The organism is Actinomadura livida, from assembly GCF_014648675.1.
GTDB classification, from domain to species: Bacteria; Actinomycetota; Actinomycetes; order Streptosporangiales; family Streptosporangiaceae; genus Spirillospora; species Spirillospora livida.
Genome location: NZ_BMRO01000017.1, coordinates 66,155 through 85,945, shown reverse-complemented (window position 1 = coordinate 85,945; position 19,791 = coordinate 66,155). Strand labels below are relative to the sequence as shown.

Sequence of the window (19,791 nt, the reverse complement as noted above, 5' to 3'; positions counted from 1 at the left end):
GCGCAGCGGTGGAAATCGAAGTCCTGCGTCATGCCAGGGACGCTAGGCACGGAAGGGAAGCAGCGAATCCGTCATGTGACGGGGCTCTTCCTCCCTCCGCACCCCCAGGTGCAGGGGGATCTCCGCGACGAGGGCGAACCCGCCGCCCCCGTCCGTCCCGGCGGACAGCCGGCCGCCCAGGGCGCGGGTCCGCGCGGTCAGGTTCGACAGGCCCTTGCCGGTGCCGGGGGCGGAGCCCGTGTACGCCGGGGGGATCACGCCGTCGTTGCGCACGGTGAGGCGCACGATCCCGTCGCGGGACGTGACCGTGATGGCGCAGTGCTCCGGGTGCGCGTGCCGCAGGACGTTGGTGACGGACTCCCGCAGGACGGCCGCCAGCACGCCGTCCACCGGGGAGGACGGGGGCAGCTCCGCGGGATCCGGCAGGTCGAGGTGGACCTCGGCGCCCGCGGCGGCCAGCGCGGCGCGCGCCGAGACCGCCTCGTCCCGCAGCGACAGGGCGCTGTCCTCCTCGGCGACGGCGCTGGCCTCCGCCCGCGACCGCCGGGCCAGCGCGGCCAGCTCGTCCAGCTCGGCCGCCGCGCGGGCCGGGTCGGCGGTGACCAGCCGCCGTGCCAGCTCCGCCTTCACCGTGATCGTCGACAGGCCCAGGCCGAGCAGGTCGTGGACGTCGCGGGAGATGCGCAGCCGCTCGTGCAGCGCCGCCATCCGCGCCAGCCGCTCGCGGGCGACGTCGACCTCGCGGGCCAGCTGCGGCAGCCGGTACAGCGCGAACACGACCACGCCGATCTGCACCGAGATCGCGACGGTGTAGAGGTAGGACAGCGTGCCGTACGACGCCCACAGCGCGGGCACGCACCACATCGCGATGGTCAGCGAGAACAGGACCCACGCCCGGCGCCCCCGCGAGACCAGCAGCACCGAGCCGGTGGCCAGGCACGCCATCGTCGCCCATGCGGGGCCGAGCAGCGCGTACGGCACGAAGACCAGCAGGACCTGCGCGGACAGCGTCCACGCCCCGAACCTGGGCCGCGTCCCGCGCAGCACGGTCGAGGAGTGCCGCAGCTGCAGCGCCGCGATGGCGACGGCCACGACCACCGCCGCGCCGGTCGCGCGCCAGGACCCGTCCGTCCCCGTGTGGACGTAGATGACCTGCTGCCAGCCGAAACCGACGGTGAGGAACACGAGGATCGTCCAGGCCAGGCGCGACTGCGTGACGCGTCCCGGCCGGTCCCGCCTGGGGGAGGGGCCCTGGAGGGCGCCGACGATCGACCGGACGTCGGTCGCGGCGCGCCGCGCGGTGCGGGCCACCTCGTCCAGGTCGGCGCGCGCCGCGGCGGCGTCGGCCGGCGGCCGGTCGCGGGCGCGCCGGCTCACCGCCTCGATCCGGCTGAGCGCCGCGCCCAGCACCGCCCGCAGGCTGCCGGCCGCCTCCAGCCGCTCCCGCGCCGCCGCGGCCGCCGCGAACCGCTCCCGGGTGGCGTGCAGCTCCCGGACGAACCCCGACAGCCGGGTCAGCGCGTACATCGACAGCCCGACCATGACCGTCGCCATCACGCAGAAGGAGACGTCCTGCGCGGACCAGCCCTGGTAGTAGCGCAGCAGGCCCTCGGCGGCGGCGACGAGGCCCACCATGAACCACGACAGCGGCGGACGCAGCAGGAGGAGCATCGCCCCGGCGAGGAACCCGCCGACGACCGGGTACCAGTGCGTGCCGAACACCGCCAGCGGCAGCAGGGCAAGCGCCGTCTGCACCGCGAGGTGGGTCGCGATGACCCAGCGGCGGGGGCGCTGCGAGCGCGGCCCGTACAGGACGAGCAGCCACTGCACGCCGAAGATGCCGGTGATGACGATGGCGGCCGACAGCAGCATGTGGGACGGGCCGGTCTCGGCCTGCTTCACCAGCCTCGTCTGCAGCATCAGCACGAGGTACATGCCGGTGATCACGCGGGCGAACAGCGGTGTCCGGCCGGTGCGGCCGCGGTCCGCCGCCGGTCGCCGAGCGGATCCGTACGATCGCGCCACGTCCACGGGCCCCCCAACGCCGTCCCATCGGATGATGAAACGGCGCAGGCGCACGATCAAGGGATATTTCGGGCCGAACACTTATGTGGCGGAGGCGCCAGGGACCGTCACGCGGGACGTTCGGCGCCCGCCCCGATGCCCGCCTCGATGCCCGCCTCGATGCCCGCCTCGGCGGCCGGCACGTACCGGTGCAGCTCGGCGCGCGAGGCGACGCCGAGCTTCGGGAACGCCTTGTAGAGGTGGTAGGCGACCGTGCGGTGGCTCAGCCGCAGCCGCGCCGCGATCTGCCGGTTGGTCGCGCCGGTCATCGCCAGCCGCACCACCTGCATCTCCTGCGCGGTCAGCCGCCCCGGCGGGTCGCAGGGCCGCACGGCCTGCCCGGCGGCGCGCACCTCGCCGCGGGCCCGCTCCGCCCACGGCACCGCGCCCAGCCGCTCGAACGCCTCCAGCGCGGCGCCGAGCCGCGACCTGGCCCGCGCGCGGCGCCGCGACCGGCGCAGCCACTCGCCGTACAGCAGTTCCGTGCGCGCCCGCTCGAACGGCCGGCCGCCGTCCCGGTGGGATGCGAGCGCGAGCGTGAAGTGCCGGTCCGCCTCGGCGTCGTCGGCGGTGAGCAGCGCCCGGCAGCGCGCGGCGACCCCGTCCGCCCACGGCTGCCCGGCGGCGCGGGCGAACGCCGCCAGCCGCGCCATCGGCTCGGCGCCCGCGCCGGGGCGGCCCGCCGCGACGGCGGCCTCCACGGTGTCGGCGAGCGCGAGCATCGCGGACGGAGCGTGCGCGGCCGCTTCGCGGTGCGCGTCCTGGAGGTGTTCGAGGGCGTCCTCGGGGCGGCCGAGGCCGAGGGCGAGCAGGCCGAGCGCGGCGCCGGCCCGCCCGTCGGCGGACAGCGCGCGGCAGCGGACCTCGTCGCCCTCGATCGCCGCCTGCCGCGCCTGGACCGCGCGCAGCGCCGCGGCCTGCCGCCGCTGCCCGGTCTCCTCGGCGAGCCGCAGCGCCTCGCGGGCCAGTGCGCGGGCGTCGTCGTGCGCGCCGTGGAACAGCCGCGCCCACGCCTGGACGCCGAGGCCGCGCGGCAGCAGCGCGAGCAGCCCGCCGTCGCGGCAGCGCGCGACGAGCTGCGCCGACAGCTCGGCGGTGGCCGCGTCGTCGCCGGCCAGCAGCGCGGTCTCGGCGGCGAGCAGCCGCAGCCGCTCGTCCCGCGCGCCGTCCGGAAGGCCGGCCAGGACCCGCCGGGCGGAGGTGAAGTCATCGCCGAGCAGCGCCGACAGGGCCCGCACCATGACCGACCCGCCCGGGTGCCGTTCGACGGCCTGGGCCGCCGTCTCCGTATCGCCGCACGACCAGGCATGGAACGCGCCCTCGTCGAGCATCCGCGCCCGGAGCTCCGGGTCGTCGCAGCTCGCGGCCCGTTCCAGCAGCAGCCGCCCGGCGGCCTCCGGGACGCCGTGCTCCAGTTCGAGACCCGCCCGCACCAGGTCGACACGAGCCCTCGTCTCGGGCGCGCCGGGAGACCGCGCCGCCTCGTCGGCCAGCGTCCGGGCCCGCTCATGGCGCCCGCCGGCCAGCTCCGCCTCGGCCGCCGACACCAGCCGCCGGGCGCGCACCTCCGGGTCCCCGGCGAGCCGGGCGGCGCGCTCGTAGGCGAAGGCCGCGACGGACGGGGCCGCGTGCCGGCCCGCGAGGTCGCCCGCCGCCGCCTCCAGCTCCGCGGCGACGGCCTCGTCCGTCCCGAGGGCGGCGGCGGACAGGTGCCGGACCCGCGGGCCCGCGTCCCCGGCCCGCGCGTGCGCCGCGGCGAGCGCGCGGTGGACGGCGATCCGCCGGGTGACCGGGACGCCCTGGTAGGCGGCGGCGCGGGCCAGCGGATGCCGGAAGCGGATCGAGGTGCGGGTGACGGCGACCAGCCCCGCCTCCTCGGCCGGTTCCAGCGCGCCGAACGGCACGCCGAGGCTCTCGGCCGCGCGGACCGCCACGCCCGGCTCGCCGGTGCCGTCGGCGGCCACGACGGCGAGCAGCACCCGCGCCGGTTCCGGCAGGCCGCGGACGGCCCGCTCGAACTCCGCCGGGACGCGCGCGAGGAGCCCCGACTCGGCGGCGGCGAACGCGATCAGCGCGAGGGGGTTGCCGCGCGCCTGCTCGACCGCGCGGTCGCGCCGGTCGGGGGGCGTGCCGGGTGCGCGCTCGTCCAGCAGGAGCCGCGCGTCCTCGGGGGCGAGGCCGGTCAGGCGGAGTTCAGGGAGGCCCGTGCGGGGCCACGCGGCGTCGTCGCGCGCCGCGAACAGGAACACGATGCCGCGGGCGGCGACCCGGCGGGCGGCGAACAGCAGCGCGTCCGCCGACTCCCGGTCGAGCCACTGCGCGTCGTCGACCAGGACGAGCACCGGGCCCCGCTCCGGCGGACCGGAGAGCAGGGTCAGCAGCGCCAGCCCGACCAGGAGCCTGTCCTCGGGGCGCGGGCGGGCGAGCCCGAGCGCGGCCTCCAGCGCCGCCGCCTGCGGCGCGGGCAGCACTCCGGAGAACTCCCCGGCCTGCACCTCCTCCTCGCCGAGCAGGAGGTGCAGGGCCGCGAACGGGACCTCGGCCTCCGCCTCGATGCCGCCGCCGCGCAGGACCCGCATCCCGGCCGCGGCCCCCGCGGCGTGGTCGAGGAGCGCGGTCTTGCCGATCCCGGCCTCCCCGCGCAGGATCAGGACCCCGCCGGCGGCGCCTGCCCGCGCCCGCTCCACCAGGTGTTCGATCTCGGCGACCTCGGCCGCCCGCCCGCACAGCGACTGCCCTGCCATGCATCGGAGCGTGTCACCGGGCGTTCTCCCTGGCCAGTGCGCCGCACACCGATCCGCATGTGAATCGCCCGGGGGTCCGGCCATGCGTTTCTCACACTCCCGCCACACCCGTCCGGCCCGGCCACATCCGGCCATCTCCGGCCGGCTCGGGGTGGCGCTCAGACCCAGCCGAACTCGCCGGCGATGCGGACGGCGTCGATCCGGTTGCGGGCGTTCAGCTTGGTGATGCAGCTCGCCAGGTAGTTGCGGACGGTGCCGACCGTCAGGCTGAGCGCGAGCGCGATGTCGTCGACGTCCGCGCCCTCGGCCGCGAGCCGCAGCACCTGCGCCTCCCGCGGCGTCAGCGGGCTCTCCGGCTGGCGCAGCGCCACCAGCGCGAGCTGCGGGTCGACCACCTGCTCGCCCGCCGCGACCCGGCGGATCGCCGTCGCCAGCTCCTCGGGCGGCACGTCCTTGAGGACGAACCCGTGCGCGTGCGCGTCCAGCGCCCGCCGCAGATCGCCGGGGCGGCCGAGCCCGGTCAGGATCAGCACCCGGCACTCCGGCAGCCGCTCGTGCAGCTCCGCCGCCGCCGTCACGCCGTCCACGCCGGGCAGGTCGACGTCGAGCACCGCCACGTCCGGGCGGTGCCGCAGCGCCTCCCGGACGATCGCGTCGCCGGTCTCGATCTCCGCGACGACCTCCATGTCGGGCTCCAGGTCGAGGAGGCCGGTCAGCGCGCCGCGGAGGAGCGCGACGTCCTCGGCCAGCAGGATCCGGATGGCGTCCGGCACGGTCTCCACCGGCCCCCGCTCACCGGGGGCCCGGGGGAGGTCGCCGTCCACGCCCGCCATCGCTGATCACGCCCTTCACGATCGCCTGCCCCGGGACTCCCGCCGCCGGCGGAAGACCGCCGTGGGGAACGGTCCGGTGGCGCGGCGGCTGTCCATCGGCGTACCACCACAGTAACCGCCGGACCCGTCCGCGGAGGCTGGTCACATGGCGGATTCGCACCCGCCGGAGCCTTCCTAGATTCGGCCTCGCAACCGACTCGCTGGAGGCTGCGTGATCTACGGCGTCTTCTCGCACACGGCGGGGGCCGTGCTCCGGCTGCTGCTGCGCCCGAAGGTCGAGGGCCGGGAGAACATCCCGGCGCAGGGTCCGTTCATCCTGGCGAGCAACCACCTGTCGTTCGTCGACAGCTTCGTGCTGTCGCCCGTCATCGGGCGCCGCGTCTGCTACCTGGCGAGGTCGGAGTACTTCGAGCTCCCCGGGCGCGCGGGCCGCGCGATCCGGTGGGGGCTGTTCGCGCTGGGGAACGTCCCGATCCGGCGCGGCCCCACCCGCGCCGCCGTCCGCGCGCTGGAGCAGATCGCCGCGAACCTGGACGAGGGCGGCGGCGTCGCCATCTACCCGGAGGGCAGCCGCTCCCCGGACGGCCGCATCTACCGGGGCCGGACCGGCGTCGCCTGGCTCGCCATGGCCACCGGCGCCAAGGTCGTCCCGGTCGCGCTCGGCGACACCGACCACATCATCCCGCTCGGCACCTGGCGGCCCCGCCTCCGCGTCCGCCCGACCGTCCGCATCGGCGAGCCGATGGACTTCACCCGCTACCGCGACCTGCCCCGCGGCCGGGCCCGCCGCGTCATCACCGACGAGATCATGGACGCCATCTGCAAGCTCTCCGACCGCCAGTGGGCCGGCGTCTACAACCCCCGCGCCGAGGAGGAGTGACCCTCCCCAGCAGGACTCCCAGCGGAACTCACAGCAGGACGTGGTCGCTGAGGAACCGCGCGAACTCGGCCTCGAAGTGCTCGTAGCGGTCGCGCAGGTCCGTCCCCGGCCAGTCGCCGGGGAGGAGGTCGGGCGGCAGCAGCGGGTCCTTCACGAGGTGGCGCAGCACGGCGGCGGCGAGGGTGAAGCGCTCGGTCATCGCGGCGGCGCCGGTCAGGGCCGCGTGCAGGCCGCGCGCCGCGGCCGCCCATCCGTCGAGGTCCCAGAGGGCGGCGGCGAGGGCGGCGGGATCACCTTCGGGGCGTCCCGTGAGGAAGGTGCACTGGCGGACGACGGTGTCCGGGCGGACGCGGGTCAGGTTGGCGGGCCGCAGCCAGGTTCCCTCGCGGAGTTCGGCGAGGCGGAGCGCGGACATGGCCCGGCGGAGGTCGGCGCGGTCGGAGGCGGGCCGGCGCTCGGCGGTGATGACGGCGATCTCCCAGTCGCCGTCCCACGGCACGGCCGGGGCGAGGCGGCTCTCGTCCTGGCGCGCCTGGCGTTCGAGGAGGCGCTCGGTGAGGGCGTAGGTGCCGCCGGACTGGACGAGGTCGCCCGCGGCGACCATCCGGGACAGCGCGACGCGGACCGTCCCCTCCGCGATGCCGAACAGGTCCCCGACACGGACCAGGACGCGCGCGGGCAGGCGGGGCGGGTGGACGCCCAGCAGCGTGCTCAGGACGACCGAACGCGCGGTGAGCGGGCGGATCTCCAGCTTGTCCATGTCTGCTGGTGACCCTATCGGGGCGGGTGCGCGCGGGCGGCCGGAGATTACAGTCTTCCAGCATTCGAAAGAAAAGTGTAATGTCCGGGCATGGCGACCTATCTGACCGAGCCGTTCGACCGGCTCCCGTTCGGCGGCGCGGACAAGGCCCGCCGGTACGCGACCGAGCGCTACCAGGGGGCCGCGGGCCGGAACTGGTACGACTGCGACCCCACGCTGCGGTTCCTGATGCGGCGGCACCTGGGGGACGGGTTCGGCTGGGCCGAGCCGAGGCTGCGGGAGATGGGCGCGCTGATGGGCGGGCCGATCGCGGAGCGGGCCGAGGAGACGGACCGCAACCCGCCCCGGCTGGAGAAGTACGACCGGTGGGGCCGCGACGTCAGCCAGGTCGTCATGCCGCCCTCGTTCGAGGCGGCGCGGCGCGACATCGTCGCGACGTCCTTCACCCGGCCCGACTTCCGCGCGGAGGCGAAGCGCAACGGCGTCGACCCCGCGCCGCTCGGCGTGGCGTGGAGCTACCTGCTGGACCAGGCCGACATCGGCATGGCGTGCGCGCTCGGCACCGGCGGCGACATGGTCGTGGGCCTGGCGGAGCTGTTCGCGCCCGACGACGTCAAGGCGCGGGTGCGGGAGCTGTTCGCGGCCGGGGAGATGTCCGGCGAGGCCGCGCAGCTGCTCACCGAGCGGTCCGGCGGCTCCGACCTCGGGGCGCTGGAGTCGACCGCGTCCCGGGACGGGGACGCCTGGCGGCTCAACGGGTTCAAGTGGTTCGCCTCCAACGCGAACGGCTCGGCGTTCGTGGTGCTGGCGAAGTCCGAGGGCGCCGCGGACGGGGTGCGGGGCATCGCGCCGTTCCTCGTCCTCAAGGAGCGGCGGGACGGGTCGCGCAACGGCGTCCGGATCCGCCGGCTCAAGGACAAGCTCGGCACCCGGTCGGTGGCGTCCGCGGAGATCGAGTTCACCGACGCGGAGGCGTTCCTGCTGGCGCCCCCGGCGAGCGCCGGGAAGGGCGGCGACGGCCGGGGCCTGGCGCGCATGATGGAGCTGACGAACGGCGCCCGGCTCGGCATCTCGATGATGGGCCTCGGGTGCGCGCGCAGGTCGCTGGTCGAGTCGCTCTGCTACGCGGGCGCGCGGGAGGCGTTCGGGGCCCCGCTCGCGGAGCAGCCGCTGATGCGGCGCAAGCTCGCCGAGCTGATCGTGGAGACCGAGGCCGTCCAGGCGCTCGTGTTCGACGGGTACCTCGGGCGCCCGCGGCTGCGCATCGGCGCGGCGCTGATCAAGCTGCGGGCGGCCCGGCTGGGCGTGACGGCCGCGAGCGACGCCATCGAGATCCACGGCGGGAACGGCTACATCGAGCAGTGGCCGGTCGCGCGAATCCTCCGGGACGCGCAGGTCAACCCCATCTGGGAGGGCGGCGACAACATCCTCTGCCTGGACGTCCGCCGCGCCATCGAGCGGCAGGACGCGCACGAGCCGTTCCTCGACCGGCTCACCGAGGCCGTCCGGCAGGCCCCGCCCGGGGACGACGCCACCGCCGACCTGGTCGCCGAGCGCATCGGGCACCTGCGCGAGGCCATCGCGAAGTGGCGGGGACTCGACCGGACCGTCGCCGAGGCCCGGCTGTACCCGCTGGCCCAGTACATGGCCGACGTGTACGCGGCGGCGCTGCTGCTGGAGCAGGCCGGGTGGGAGCGCGGCGACTCGGGCGGCGACCGCAAGGCGCTGGTAGCGCGCCTCTACGCCCGCAGCCGCCTGACCGACACCGGCCCGCTACGCGCCATAGACACCCCGGCGGAGGACCTGGAGCGCTTCAAGGACCTGAAGGACGGCGCGTTCATCACCACCTAGCGGTCTCGTTGACTTGCGGCGTGTTGTTGTTACGGAGCGCCCCATAACAACAACACGCCGCAAGTCAACGGGTCGGAGCGTCTTGCGGGGCGTTGACCGAACGAGATTCGGGACCGTAGGTTCCTGGATGATGTCCGTTGCCGCGCGACGATCGTGTGACGGAGGACCCCTGCAGTGACGCCGAACGCAACCGAGGCGGGCCTCGCCCTCGCCGACCCGAAGGCATACGCCGACGAAAGCCGCTTCCACGAGTCGCTCGCGCTGCTGCGCCGGGAATCGCCCGTGCACTACGTGGACGCGCCCGACTACAACCCCTTCTGGGCCGTCACGAAGCACGAGGACGTCCTGGAAGTCGAACGCAACCACGAGCTGTTCCTCAACGCGCCGCGGCCGCTGCTCGCGACGAAGGAGCTCGACCGGCTGAACCGGGAGCGGGCCGAGCAGGGCATCGCGCTGCGCACGCTCATCCACATGGACGACCCCGACCACCGCGTCATCCGGGCGATCGGCGCCGACTGGTTCCGGCCGCGCGCCATGCGGGCCATGGAGCCGCGCGTCAAGGAGCTGGCGAAGCGGTACGTCGACCGGATGGTCGACCTCGGCGGCGAGTGCGACTTCGCGCGGGAGGTCGCCGTCCACTTCCCGCTCTACGTGATCCTCTCGCTGCTCGGCCTGCCCGAGAGCGACTTCGACCGCATGCTGAAGCTCACCCAGGAGCTGTTCGGCGGGGACGACGAGGAGTACCAGCGCGGCGCGTCCGACGAGGAGAAGATCCAGGTCCTCCTCGACTTCTTCGCCTACTTCCAGGAGCTGACGGAGGCGCGCCGCAAGAACCCGACGGACGACCTCGCGTCCGCGATCGCGAACGCCCGCATCGACGGGGAGCCGCTGAACGACTTCGACACCGCGTCCTACTACGTCATCGTCGCGACCGCCGGGCACGACACGACCAGCGCGACGATCTCCGGCGGCCTGCAGGCCCTCATCGAGAACCCGGACCAGCTCGACCGGCTCCGCGAGAAGCCCGAGCTGATGCCGTTCGCCGTGGACGAGATGATCCGCTGGGTCACACCCGTCAAGGAGTTCATGCGGACCGCCGTCCGGGACTGCGAGCTGCGCGGCGTCAAGATCCGCGAGGGGGACGCGCTGCTGCTGTCGTACCCGTCCGCCAACCGCGACGAGGACGTGTTCGACGACCCGTTCCGCTTCGACGTGGGGCGCGACCCCAACAAGCACCTGGCGTTCGGCTTCGGCGTCCACTACTGCCTGGGCGCGGCGCTCGCCCGGATCGAGGTCCGCGCGTTCTTCGAGGAGCTGCTGCCGCGGCTCGGCTCGATCGAGCTCGCCGGGACGCCGGAGAGCACGGCCACCACGTTCGTCGGCGGTCTGAAGCGCCTGCCGATCCGCTACTCCCTGGATTGAGGAAACCTAGGTGCAGATCACTGCCGCGGTGCTGCGCGCCGCAGACGGGCCCTACACGATCGAGTCGCTCGACCTCGCCGACCCCGGGCCCGGGGAGATCCTGGTGCGCGTCGCCGGGGCGGGGATGTGCCACACCGACCTGCTCGGGCGGGTGCCGGGCGACCTGGTCGCCAAGCCGGTCGTGCTCGGCCACGAGGGCTCCGGCGTGGTGGAGGCGGTCGGCCCCGGCGTCACCGGCGTCACCGAGGGCGACCACGTGGTCATGTCGTTCGACTCGTGCGGGGCGTGCGACAACTGCCGCGCCGGGGTGCCGGGCGCCTGCCCGCAGATGATGGCGCTCAACATGCTCGCCGTGCCGCTGGACGGGACGCCGCGCGCGACGACCGCGGGCGGGGAGGCCGTGCACACCCGCTGGTTCGGGCAGTCGTCGTTCGCGAGCCACGCGCTCGGCACCGTGCACAACGTCGTCCCGGTGAGCCGGGACGTCCCGCTCGAGCAGCTCGGGCCGCTCGGCTGCGGCGTCCAGACCGGCGCGGCGTCGGTGCTGGTCTCGCTCGGCGTCCGCGCCGGCGACAGCATCGCGATCTTCGGGGCGGGCGCGGTCGGCCTGGCCGCCGTGATGGCCGCCCGCGTCGCCGGGGCCACGACGATCGTCGCGGTGGACCTGCACGAGTCGCGGCTCGACCTCGCCCGCGAGCTCGGCGCCACCCACGTGCTGAACGGCGCCGACCAGGACATCGCCGGGCAGATCCGGGCGATCTCCGGCGGCGAGGGCGTCCAGTACTCGTTCGACAGCACCGCGGTCCCCGAGGTCGTCGCCACGGCCGTCGCCTCGCTGCGCACCACCGGGGTGTGCGGCCTCGTCGGCGTCGGCGCGGCCGAGTACACGCTGGACGCGAACCTCCTGCTCATGGGCCGGACGGTGAAGGGCATCATCGAGGGCGACGCCGTCCCGCAGACCTTCATCCCGAAGATGATCGAGCTGTGGCGGCAGGGCCGGTTCCCGTTCGAGCGGCTCATCACGAGCTACCCGCTCGACCAGATCAACCAGGCGGAGGCGGACGCCCAGTCCGGCAAGGTCGTGAAGCCGGTGCTCGTCCCCTAGAAGGCTCGTAGACGCACCCAGACGCCGCGCTAGACGACGCGGTGGAGGATGCCGTCGCCGCGCATGAGGCGGCGGCAGTTCTCCGCCGCGACCGCGAAGTACCGGTTCCACGTCTCGCCGGTCAGCCACGCCACGTGCGGCATCACGACGACGTTGTCCATGGCGAGCAGCGGGTTGCCCGCGTCCACGGGCTCCCGCTCGAAGACGTCCAGCCCGGCGCCGCCCAGGTGCCCCGACTTCAACGCGTCGATCAGGGCCGCCTCGTCGACGACCGCGCCGCGCGCCGTGTTCACCACGATCGCGCCCTCCGGCAGCATCGCGAGGCGCTCCGCGTCCAGCATGTGCCGGGTCTCCTCGGTCAGCGGGACGTGCACCGACACGATGTCGCTCTCCCGCAGCAGCTCGTCCAGGCTCCGCCACGCGGGGTCGGCCCGCGGAGTCCGGGACGTGTACCGGACGGTCGCGCCGACCGCCTCCAGCATCCCCCGCAGCAGGCCCGCGATCTCGCCGCCGCCGAGCAGCCCGACCGTCCGGCCCGCCAGCTCACCGCCCACGAGCGCGCGGTCGGCGGGCCAGCCCCGGCCCGCCCGCGTCCGCGCGTCGAACGTGACGACCCTCCGCAGCGCGCCCAGCATCAGCAGCAGGCTCGTCTCCGCCACCGCCTGCGCGTTCTGGCCGGGCATGTTCGCCACCGCGATCCCCCGCTCCCCGGCGGCCGCCAGATCGATCGTGTTCACGCCCGTGCCGAGCTTCTGCACCAGCCGCAGCTTCGGCGCCCGGTCCATGTCGGCGGCCGTGAGCGGACGCAGCACGTGCCAGAGGACCTCGGTGTCCGGCAGCAGCTCCGCGAACCGCTCGTCGTCCTGCTCCGAGCAGCTCACGATGTCCAGGCCGGGCTCGGTGTGGTCCATGTCGTAGTGCAGCAGAACCCGCATGCCGCCCCCTTCCGTCCCCTGGATTATGGTGCCGGTCATGAGCCGGTGGCCGGAACACCCGATCGTGCAGGCGCCGATGGCGGGCGGCCCCTCGACACCGGAACTGGCCGCCGCCGTGTCGGACGCGGGCGGCCTCGGCTTCCTCGCCGCCGGCTACAAGACCCCCGAGGCCATGCGCGCCGACATCACCGCCACGCGGCGGCTCACCTCCCGCCCGTTCGGGATGAACGTCTTCATGCCCTCCCTGGAGGAGCCCGACCCGTCCGCCGTCGCCGCCTACCGCGACCGGCTCGCCCCCGAGGCCGCGCGCCTCGGGGTGGCACCGGGCACCCCGGCCGACCGCGACGACGCCTACGACGCCAAGATCGCCGACCTCCTGGCCGACCCGCCGCCCTTCGTCGGCTTCACGTTCGGCTGCCCTGCCCCGGACGTCATCCGCGCATTCCAGGAACGCGGCACCGCGGTCGTCGTCACCGTCACCACCGCCGCCGAGGCCCGCCTTGCGTCCGCCGCCGACGCCCTCTGCCTTCAGGGCTCCGAGGCCGGGGGCCATCGCGGCTCGTTCACCAACACGTCCGACGATCCCGTGCCGCTGCGCGCGCTGCTCCGCGAGGTGAGCGCCTTCACCAGGCAGCCCCTCATCGCCGCCGGTGGTCTGGCGACCGCCTCCCACGTGGCCGAGGTCCTGGCCCTGGGCGCGGTCGCGGCGCAGATCGGGACGGCGTTCGTCCGCTGCCCGGAGAGCGGCGCGAACCCCGTCCACAAGGCCGCGTTGGCCGACCCCCGGTTCACCTCGACCGCACTGACCCGCGCGTTCAGCGGCCGTCCGGCCCGCGGCCTGGTCAACCGTTTCCTCACCGAACATTCGGCCCACGCCCCCGCCGCCTACCCCGACGTCCACTACGTGACCTCACCCCTACGCAGGGCAGCCGCAGCCCAAGGCGATCCGGAGGGCCTCAATCTCTGGGCTGGCGAGTCCTACCGCCAAGCCACCGAAACCCCAGCCGCCGTCCTGGTTGCCCGGCTCACCCCGTGACCTGGCGTTGGGTGTTCCAGCGGTCGGGGTTGTCCTCCAGGGCCTCGCGGTCCCACTTGGCGTGGATCGCGGCTGCCTCGTAGGTCGTCTGTAGGAAGTTCATCAGGGCGGTGTCGGGGTCCGCGGTGTCTGCCACGGCCTCGTAGGGGAGGAGGAACTGGCCGTTCTCCTGGCTGTAGTAGGCGCCGTCCGGGAGGACCGGGTGGTCGGCGAAGCCGGGGGGCTCGGGGTAGGCGTAGGCGTAGAAGGCGCCCTCCTCGCCTCCGCCCGGCCAGAAGCCGCAACTGGACAGCTCGTGCGAGTAGCCCTCGACCATCACCCAGTCGCCGCAGTTGGGGGCGCCGCCGGGGTGGGCGGGGGCGGGACGTCCGGAGAAGCGCGTGCAGGCCAGGTCCAGGGCGCCCCAGAACAGGTGCACCGGGCTGACCTTGCCCACGAAGTGGGAGCGGAACTCGCCCATGACGCGGTTCGCCTGGAGGAGCTGCCGCCAGAAAAGGTGCGCGGCCTCGGCGTCATAGGAGGCGTGGGTGTGGTCCTCGGCGAACGGAATGGACGGCTCAACCTCGTTGGGACGGGTCTGGAACCGTGGCCTGATGCCGAGGCCGCCCAAGGCGTCCATGGTCTGGGCGTAGAAGTCGGCCACCGAGATCGGTTCGAGCTTCACCTCCCGGGACGGGCCGTCGCTGCTGCGGATGCGCAGGACGTGGTCGACGAAGTCGAACTCGATGTCGTAGGCCCCGGACCCGTGCGGGATCGCGGACGTGGTGAACCCGCGCGGGCTGATGTACAGGGTGACCTGCCACCAGTGGTTGAGCAGGGGCGTGTGCGCCAGCCGGATCTTGCCGATGATCTGCGTCCACATGTGCAGGGTGTCGCGGGTGTCGGTCCAGTCGGCGACGCGCAGCCGCGGCCACGCTTTCTGCTCGGTCATCCCGCAACCTCTCAATCGACATTTCCGGCTGTCCGGATCCTGCCCAGGCCGCGACGCCCGGAATCACGCGGGCGAGCGGGTTGACCTTGACGCCGGGGTCAAGGGTTACCGTCGTATCGGCCACGGATCGGCGGCCACGGATCAGCGCCACGGATGAGGGAGGCCCGATGCGGATCGGGGAGCTGGCGGCGCGGGCGGGGGTGAGCACCCGGACGCTGCGGTACTACGAGCAGCAGGGGCTGCTGCCGGCGCGCCGCGCGGCCAACGGCTACCGGCAGTACGCGGAGTCCGACCTGCGGCTCGTCCTGGAGATCCGCTCGCTGGCGGCGGCGGGGTTCACGCTGGACGACGCGCGCCCGTTCGTGGACTGCCTGCGGGCCGGCCACCCGGACGGCGCCGCGTGCCCCGAGTCGGTCGCCGTGTACCGGCGCAAGCTCGCCGAGATCGACGCCGAGATCCGCACCCTGATCCGCCGCCGCGCGGACGTGGCCGGCCAGCTGGCGCGCGCGACCGAGCCGGGCGCCTGCCCGGGCTGCGCGCCGACCTCGGAGGGGACGAATGATCACACTGACGGCGGACAACTTCGACGAGCAGGTGCTGCGGGCGGGGAAGCCCGTCCTGGTCGAGTTCTGGGCGGACTGGTGTCCGCCGTGCCGGATGATCGCGCCGATCCTTGAGCAGATCGAGGCGGAGCACGGCGACCGCCTCGCCGTCGCGAAGCTCAACGGCGACGACCACCCGGAGGTCGTGGCGCGGTACGGCGTCATGGGCTTCCCGACGATGAACCTGTACCGGGACGGCGAGGTCGTCCGGCAGATCGTGGGCGCGCGGTCGAAGCGCGCCCTGCTCGCGGACCTCGACGGGCAGTTCTGACCTCCCCGGTCGCGGCCGCCTAAGATCAAAGTCGACGATCTGGGTCGGGAGGCCGTGGTGCGGACGTTGCTGAACATCCTGTGGCTGGTGCTGGCGGGCTTCTGGCTGGCGCTGAGCTACGTGCTGGCCGGGATCATCTGCTGCATCCTCATCATCACGATCCCGTTCGGCATCGCGTCGTTCCGCATCGCGGGGTTCGCGCTGTGGCCGTTCGGGCGGACCACGGTCCCGCGGCGGGACGCGGGCGCGGGCTCGCTGCTGGGGAACGTCATCTGGATCATCGTCGCGGGCTGGTGGCTCGCCCTCGGGCACCTCTTCACCGGCGCCCTGCTCTGCATCACGATCATCGGCATCCCGTTCGGGATCGCCAACTTCAAGCTGATCCCGGTCTCGCTGGCGCCGCTCGGCCGCGAGATCGTGGCGAACGGCGGCCGCGCCTCCTTCTGAGCGGCCGGCTGAGCAGGGCTCAGGACGTCCAGGTGCGGCCGGTGAGGCGTTCGTAGACCTCGATGTAGCGGGCCCGGGTGGCGTCCACGACGTCCTGCGGGACGGCGGGGCCGGGCGGGGTGCGGTCCCAGTCGAGGGTGCTGCTCCAGTCGCGGACGAACTGCTTGTCCAGCGCGTGCTGCGGGCGGCCCGGCTCCCACTGGCCGGCGGGCCAGAAGCGGGAGGAGTCGGATGTCAGGACCTCGTCGCCGAGGGTCAGGGTGCCGTCGGCGGCGCGCCCGAACTCCAGCTTCGTGTCGGCGATGATGATGCCCCGCTCGGCGGCGATGGCCGCGCCCCGCTTGTAGATCTCCAGGGTGACGTCCTTGAGCCGGGCGGCGGTGTCGTCGCCGATCTCGCGCACGACGTCGTCGTAGGTGATGAACTCGTCGTGGCCCTCGGTCGCCTTCGTGGTCGGGGTGAAGATCGGCTCGGGCAGCCGGGACGCCTCGACCAGCCCGTCCGGCAGCGGGATCCCGGAGACGGTGCCGTTCTTCTCGTACTCCTTGAGCCCGAGGCCGGCTAGGTAGCCGCGGGCGATCCACTCGACGGGGAGCATGGTGAGGCGGCGGCAGCGGACGGCCCGCCCCGCGAACTCCTCCGGCACGTCCGTGGCCGACAGGACGTGGTTGGGGATGATGTCGGCGAGCTGCTCGAACCACCACAGCGACAGCTGCGTGAGGATCTTCCCCTTGTCGGGGATGAGCGTCGGCAGGACGACGTCGTACACGCTGACCCGGTCGGACGCGACGAGGATCAGGTCGTCCCCGTCCGCATAGACGTCCCTGACCTTGCCGGAGTGGACGAGTTCCATTGCGCTCCCTCTGCTCGCTGTCCCGTGCGGGTCCTGCCCGCAGGAGTTTGTCACAAGCCCCCTCACCACCTGCGGCCGAGCGGTTCGGTGCGGGCGAACGGCGCCTGAATGAACGGGACGCGGGTGAATGGGGGCGCGGGCGTCGGGTAGGGCGATCCGGGAAGCCGACAGGGAGTTACCGATGAACGATCGCATTCCGGCGGAGGCGGAGCTGGCCTGGGAGGACTTCCACCGGCTCGTCAACATGACCTCCGATGAGCTGCGCATCTGGCTGCTCACCGATGCCTCGGGGGAGGAGGCCTTCTCGCCGGGCCCGAGCCCGGGGGTCTCCGAACTCGGCGCCCGCGTGGTGGACGTGCTGCGCAAGCGGAAGGTCGACCTGACCGACGGCGACGCCGAGGTGATGCAGGAGGTCGTGGACTTCGTGGAGGACCGGCTGGAGAACCGTCCGCCGGACGCGGAACGGGACGAGGCGTGGCGCCACGCGCTCATGACCGTGGGGCACGACCCGCTGCGTCCCGATCCGTCGAGCGCCTAGGAGGCGAGAGCATGCCGAACCCGCAGCAGCCCGAGATGCGGCGGTCCGAGACGACCCAGGTGACGAACGAGCCGGCGCCGGAGGCGACGGATCCGAAGTCGACGCGGTCGAAGGGCCACGCGCACGGCACCGACAAGGGGGACAAGGGCGGCGGCGAGGGCGGGGGAACCCCGCCCGACCAGCAGTCGCCGTACCCCTCCTGACGAGGAACGCGGAAGGGCCGCCCCCGAACGAGGGGGCGGCCCTTCCGCGTCCGGGGCCCTCAGGGAACCTCGGTCTGGGGGCTGTAGCCCTCTTCCTCGCCGCCGGGGGTCTCGGCCTCGGCGATCGGCGGGTCCGTGGGGCCGGGCGTGTGCTCGTCCGCGAAGTCGTGGTCGGTCTCCTGGGGAGCGCCCTCCTCCGCGCGGCGGTCGGCGAGCGGCTTGTCCTCGTCGCGTTTGCGTTCGCTCATCACCCCTCCTTCGGTCTCCGGGGCGCATACCCAGAGGGAGGGCTTCAACCTCGCTCAGGCGCGGAGGAACGCGATGAGGCGCGGGACGTCCTCGGAATCCAGCACGATGCCGAACCGGCTCGCCAGCACCTCGGGCAGTTCCCCGGGGGCGAGCGCGCGGGTCTCCACGGTGCCGTCCGGGCGGGTGGTGGTCAGTGTCGTCCCGTCGAGCACGTAGTGGACGTCGGGGAGGAACCGCTGCGTGAACGGCCGCATCGTGAACGGTGAGCGCGGGTTGGTCGAGACGTAGTGGTTGAGGACGTCGAAGTCGATGCGGAAGGTCTCGTTCAGGGCGAACGTCTGGCGCCGGGTCCAGCCCTTCGGGAGACGCTGGTACAGCGCCCACTCCGCTCCCCCTTCAGCCCAGGGGGTGGGGGTGGCCTTCTCCTTGGCGAGCCGGAATCCCCAGCCGTCCTGCTCGGCCTCCTCGCCGTCCCGGAACCGCAGCGGCTCCAGCGGCCCGCCCCCGAAACCGACGTCGCACAGCCAGCCCGGCTCGTCCGGCGGCAGGTCCGGCGGGCGGACGTGGAGCAGCACGTGCGAGCACGGGCGCAGGACCTGCCCGCCCATCATCACCCGTGAGGCCAGCGCGGTGATCTCGTAGCCGAGCCGCTCCAGGACGGCCGCGAACAGCCGGTTGTGCTCGAAGCAGTAGCCGCCGCGCGGGGCGTCGACGAGCTTCGCCTGGACGGCGTCCAGCGACAGCCCGATCGGCCGGCCGAGCATGATCTCAAGGTTCTCGAACGGGATGGACATGACGTGGGCGCGGTGCAGGGCGCGCAGCGTCCCGGCCGTCGGGGCCAGGTCGCAGTCGTGGCCGATCCGCTTCAGATAGGCGGGCAGGTCGACAAGGTCGCCCTGCCACCCGTATCCGAGATCCTCGGTCATCGGCTACCTACAGCGTGGAGACCCCGTCCTTCAGGGCGGGGAGGGAACGCGGAACGGTGCGGCACGGTGACTCTCCGGGCTTTGTCGGTGGCGGTCGGTATGTTGCGGGCGTGTCCCGGTACCGGCTGTGTCCGACCCCCGTCCAGGAGGCGGGGTTGTTGGAGCACTGCGGACATGCCCGGTTCGTGTGGAATCTGGCGGTGGAGCAGCACGGCTGGTGGACGCCGGGCCGGGGCCCCGCGCCGGGGTATGTCGCGCAGGCCCGCCAGTTGACCGAGGCCCGCGCCGCCAGCCCGTGGCTGGCGGCCGGTTCGCAGACGGTCCAGCAGCAGGCCCTGCGCGATTTCGCGCAGGCCATGGCGAACTTCTTCGCGGGGACGCACCGGCGGCCGACATGGCGCAAAGCCGGACGGCACGAGGGATTCCGGATCGTCGGTCGGCGCGGCAGGCAATGGGATGTGCGGCGCGTGTCCCGCAAGGTCGGTGAGGTGCGGGTCCCGAAGGTGGGGTGGGTGCGGTTCCGCTGGTCGCGGCCCGTCCCAGACGCAGTGAAGTCGTTCCGGGTCACCCGTGACCGCGCCGGACGCTGGCACGTCGCGTTCGCCGCGATCCCCGGCCCGACCCCCGCGCCCGGCAACGGGGAGGCGGTGGGTGTGGACCGGGGCGTGGCGGTGTCGGCGGCGCTGTCGACCGGGGAACTCCTCCACGCCCCCGGCCTCACGCAGGCCGAGGCCGCGCGGCTCCGGCGGCTGCACCGCAAGCTCGTCCGCGCGGAGAAGGGTTCGAGCCGCCGCGCCCGGATCAAGGCCGCCGTCGCCCGGCTGAAGGCACGGGAGGCCGACCGGCGCCGCGACTGGGTGGAGAAGACCACCACGACCCTGGCACGCGACTTCGACGTCATCGCCGTGGAGGACTTGAACGTGCGGGGCATGACCCGCTCGGCCAAAGGCACCGTCGAGGCACCGGGCGTGAACGTGCGGCAGAAGGCCGGGCTGAACCGGGGCATCCTCACCAACGGGTGGGGGCAGCTCGTGGCCCGGCTGGAGCACAAAGCGCCCGGCCGCGTCGTCAAGATCGATCCGCGTTACACCTCGCAGACCTGCCATGCCTGCGGGCACCGCGCACCGGAGAACCGCAAGAG

The 19,791-nt window shown here is 73.8% G+C and carries 20 protein-coding genes; 11 read left to right on the top strand and 9 right to left on the bottom strand.

Features of this window, described 5'->3' with window-relative positions:
* Positions 1–42: 42 nt before the first annotated feature.
* The 3 genes from IEZ03_RS31660 to IEZ03_RS31650 form a co-directional block, all read right to left on the bottom strand.
* Complete coding sequence (locus IEZ03_RS31660) at positions 43–2,031, bottom strand: sensor histidine kinase (RefSeq protein WP_184889785.1); 1,989 nt, start codon at positions 2,029–2,031, stop codon at positions 43–45.
* Between the two features lie 101 nt (positions 2,032–2,132).
* Entirely contained in the window at positions 2,133–4,808 is a 2,676-nt protein-coding gene (locus tag IEZ03_RS31655; protein ID WP_184889784.1) for an AAA family ATPase, read from the bottom strand.
* Positions 4,809–4,966: 158 nt separating this feature from the next.
* Positions 4,967–5,641 carry a response regulator transcription factor gene (locus IEZ03_RS31650; RefSeq protein WP_184889782.1) on the bottom strand — a complete coding sequence of 225 codons (675 nt, stop codon included), beginning with the start codon at positions 5,639–5,641 and terminating at the stop codon, positions 4,967–4,969.
* A gap of 211 nt (positions 5,642–5,852) precedes the next feature.
* On the opposite strand from IEZ03_RS31650, the gene IEZ03_RS31645 reads away from it, so the two are divergent.
* Positions 5,853–6,521 (top strand): lysophospholipid acyltransferase family protein, encoded by a 669-nt coding sequence (locus IEZ03_RS31645; RefSeq protein WP_184889780.1) that lies wholly within the window; start codon positions 5,853–5,855, stop codon positions 6,519–6,521.
* Between the two features lie 28 nt (positions 6,522–6,549).
* Here IEZ03_RS31645 and IEZ03_RS31640 read toward each other — a convergent pair whose 3' ends face one another.
* Complete coding sequence (locus tag IEZ03_RS31640) at positions 6,550–7,281, bottom strand: PaaX family transcriptional regulator C-terminal domain-containing protein (RefSeq protein ID WP_184889778.1); 732 nt, start codon at positions 7,279–7,281, stop codon at positions 6,550–6,552.
* Between the two features lie 90 nt (positions 7,282–7,371).
* Between IEZ03_RS31640 and IEZ03_RS31635 the strand changes: the two genes are divergently transcribed.
* From IEZ03_RS31635 to IEZ03_RS31625, 3 genes are all read left to right on the top strand, one after another.
* Positions 7,372–9,132 carry an acyl-CoA dehydrogenase family protein gene (locus tag IEZ03_RS31635; protein ID WP_184889776.1) on the top strand — a complete coding sequence of 587 codons (1,761 nt, stop codon included), beginning with the start codon at positions 7,372–7,374 and terminating at the stop codon, positions 9,130–9,132.
* A 174-nt stretch (positions 9,133–9,306) separates the two neighbouring features.
* Positions 9,307–10,554, top strand: coding sequence for a cytochrome P450 (locus tag IEZ03_RS31630; RefSeq protein ID WP_184889774.1), 1,248 nt, complete (start codon positions 9,307–9,309; stop codon positions 10,552–10,554).
* A 10-nt stretch (positions 10,555–10,564) separates the two neighbouring features.
* Complete coding sequence (locus IEZ03_RS31625; protein WP_184889772.1) at positions 10,565–11,659, top strand: NAD(P)-dependent alcohol dehydrogenase; 1,095 nt, start codon at positions 10,565–10,567, stop codon at positions 11,657–11,659.
* Between the two features lie 29 nt (positions 11,660–11,688).
* Here the strand turns inward: IEZ03_RS31625 and IEZ03_RS31620 are convergent, their stop codons facing one another.
* Complete coding sequence (locus IEZ03_RS31620) at positions 11,689–12,594, bottom strand: 2-hydroxyacid dehydrogenase (protein WP_184889770.1); 906 nt, start codon at positions 12,592–12,594, stop codon at positions 11,689–11,691.
* 37 nt (positions 12,595–12,631) lie between these two features.
* Here IEZ03_RS31620 and IEZ03_RS31615 point away from each other — a divergent pair, with 37 nt between their 5' ends.
* Positions 12,632–13,630 (top strand): NAD(P)H-dependent flavin oxidoreductase, encoded by a 999-nt coding sequence (locus tag IEZ03_RS31615; RefSeq protein WP_184889768.1) that lies wholly within the window; start codon positions 12,632–12,634, stop codon positions 13,628–13,630.
* Here IEZ03_RS31615 and IEZ03_RS31610 read toward each other — a convergent pair.
* On the bottom strand, positions 13,620–14,561 hold the full coding sequence (locus IEZ03_RS31610) for a DUF5996 family protein (protein ID WP_184889766.1): 942 nt from the start codon (positions 14,559–14,561) through the stop codon (positions 13,620–13,622). The two genes, IEZ03_RS31615 and IEZ03_RS31610, sit on opposite strands and share 11 nt — an antisense overlap.
* A gap of 167 nt (positions 14,562–14,728) precedes the next feature.
* Here IEZ03_RS31610 and IEZ03_RS31605 point away from each other — a divergent pair, with 167 nt between their 5' ends.
* From IEZ03_RS31605 to IEZ03_RS31595, 3 genes are read left to right on the top strand one after another with little or no spacing between them, the layout of a single operon-like run.
* Positions 14,729–15,238 carry a MerR family transcriptional regulator gene (locus IEZ03_RS31605; protein ID WP_221480929.1) on the top strand — a complete coding sequence of 170 codons (510 nt, stop codon included), beginning with the start codon at positions 14,729–14,731 and terminating at the stop codon, positions 15,236–15,238.
* Complete coding sequence (gene trxA, locus IEZ03_RS31600; RefSeq protein ID WP_184889764.1) at positions 15,120–15,434, top strand: thioredoxin; 315 nt, start codon at positions 15,120–15,122, stop codon at positions 15,432–15,434. Before IEZ03_RS31605 ends, trxA begins: the two co-directional genes overlap by 119 nt.
* 57 nt (positions 15,435–15,491) lie before the next feature.
* Positions 15,492–15,881 (top strand): YccF domain-containing protein, encoded by a 390-nt coding sequence (locus tag IEZ03_RS31595; RefSeq protein WP_184889762.1) that lies wholly within the window; start codon positions 15,492–15,494, stop codon positions 15,879–15,881.
* Between the two features lie 19 nt (positions 15,882–15,900).
* Here IEZ03_RS31595 and IEZ03_RS31590 read toward each other — a convergent pair whose 3' ends face one another.
* Positions 15,901–16,734: a phosphoribosylaminoimidazolesuccinocarboxamide synthase gene (locus tag IEZ03_RS31590; protein ID WP_184889759.1), complete on the bottom strand. Its 834-nt coding sequence runs from the start codon at positions 16,732–16,734 to the stop codon at positions 15,901–15,903.
* Between the two features lie 181 nt (positions 16,735–16,915).
* On the opposite strand from IEZ03_RS31590, the gene IEZ03_RS31585 reads away from it, so the two are divergent.
* Together IEZ03_RS31585 and IEZ03_RS31580 are read left to right on the top strand one after the other, a co-directional pair.
* The gene (locus tag IEZ03_RS31585; protein WP_184889757.1) at positions 16,916–17,272 is read left to right on the top strand and encodes a DUF3140 domain-containing protein; all 357 of its coding nucleotides are present in this window, start codon (positions 16,916–16,918) and stop codon (positions 17,270–17,272) included.
* Between the two features lie 11 nt (positions 17,273–17,283).
* Positions 17,284–17,475 carry a hypothetical protein gene (locus IEZ03_RS31580; protein ID WP_131987393.1) on the top strand — a complete coding sequence of 64 codons (192 nt, stop codon included), beginning with the start codon at positions 17,284–17,286 and terminating at the stop codon, positions 17,473–17,475.
* Positions 17,476–17,534: 59 nt separating this feature from the next.
* Here the strand turns inward: IEZ03_RS31580 and IEZ03_RS31575 are convergent, their stop codons facing one another.
* Together IEZ03_RS31575 and IEZ03_RS31570 are read right to left on the bottom strand one after the other, a co-directional pair.
* Positions 17,535–17,723: a hypothetical protein gene (locus IEZ03_RS31575; RefSeq protein WP_184889755.1), complete on the bottom strand. Its 189-nt coding sequence runs from the start codon at positions 17,721–17,723 to the stop codon at positions 17,535–17,537.
* Positions 17,724–17,777: 54 nt separating this feature from the next.
* Positions 17,778–18,650 (bottom strand): arylamine N-acetyltransferase family protein, encoded by an 873-nt coding sequence (locus IEZ03_RS31570; protein ID WP_184889753.1) that lies wholly within the window; start codon positions 18,648–18,650, stop codon positions 17,778–17,780.
* A gap of 110 nt (positions 18,651–18,760) precedes the next feature.
* On the opposite strand from IEZ03_RS31570, the gene IEZ03_RS31565 reads away from it, so the two are divergent.
* On the top strand, positions 18,761–19,791 hold a 1,031-nt coding region (locus tag IEZ03_RS31565), incomplete at its 3' end, for an RNA-guided endonuclease InsQ/TnpB family protein (protein WP_189241252.1).

Coding starts and splice junctions, on each gene's coding strand:
- IEZ03_RS31655 (WP_184889784.1), bottom strand. CDS start 4,808: ATGGCAGGGCAGTCGCTGTGCGGGCGGGCGGCCGAGGTCGCCGAGATC.
- IEZ03_RS31650 (WP_184889782.1), bottom strand. CDS start 5,641: ATGGCGGGCGTGGACGGCGACCTCCCCCGGGCCCCCGGTGAGCGGGGG.
- IEZ03_RS31640 (WP_184889778.1), bottom strand. CDS start 7,281: ATGGACAAGCTGGAGATCCGCCCGCTCACCGCGCGTTCGGTCGTCCTG.
- IEZ03_RS31635 (WP_184889776.1), top strand. CDS start 7,372: ATGGCGACCTATCTGACCGAGCCGTTCGACCGGCTCCCGTTCGGCGGC.
- IEZ03_RS31620 (WP_184889770.1), bottom strand. CDS start 12,594: ATGCGGGTTCTGCTGCACTACGACATGGACCACACCGAGCCCGGCCTG.
- IEZ03_RS31615 (WP_184889768.1), top strand. CDS start 12,632: ATGAGCCGGTGGCCGGAACACCCGATCGTGCAGGCGCCGATGGCGGGC.
- IEZ03_RS31610 (WP_184889766.1), bottom strand. CDS start 14,561: ATGACCGAGCAGAAAGCGTGGCCGCGGCTGCGCGTCGCCGACTGGACC.
- IEZ03_RS31605 (WP_221480929.1), top strand. CDS start 14,729: ATGCGGATCGGGGAGCTGGCGGCGCGGGCGGGGGTGAGCACCCGGACG.
- trxA (WP_184889764.1), top strand. CDS start 15,120: ATGATCACACTGACGGCGGACAACTTCGACGAGCAGGTGCTGCGGGCG.
- IEZ03_RS31590 (WP_184889759.1), bottom strand. CDS start 16,734: ATGGAACTCGTCCACTCCGGCAAGGTCAGGGACGTCTATGCGGACGGG.
- IEZ03_RS31585 (WP_184889757.1), top strand. CDS start 16,916: ATGAACGATCGCATTCCGGCGGAGGCGGAGCTGGCCTGGGAGGACTTC.
- IEZ03_RS31580 (WP_131987393.1), top strand. CDS start 17,284: ATGCCGAACCCGCAGCAGCCCGAGATGCGGCGGTCCGAGACGACCCAG.
- IEZ03_RS31575 (WP_184889755.1), bottom strand. CDS start 17,723: ATGAGCGAACGCAAACGCGACGAGGACAAGCCGCTCGCCGACCGCCGC.
- IEZ03_RS31570 (WP_184889753.1), bottom strand. CDS start 18,650: ATGACCGAGGATCTCGGATACGGGTGGCAGGGCGACCTTGTCGACCTG.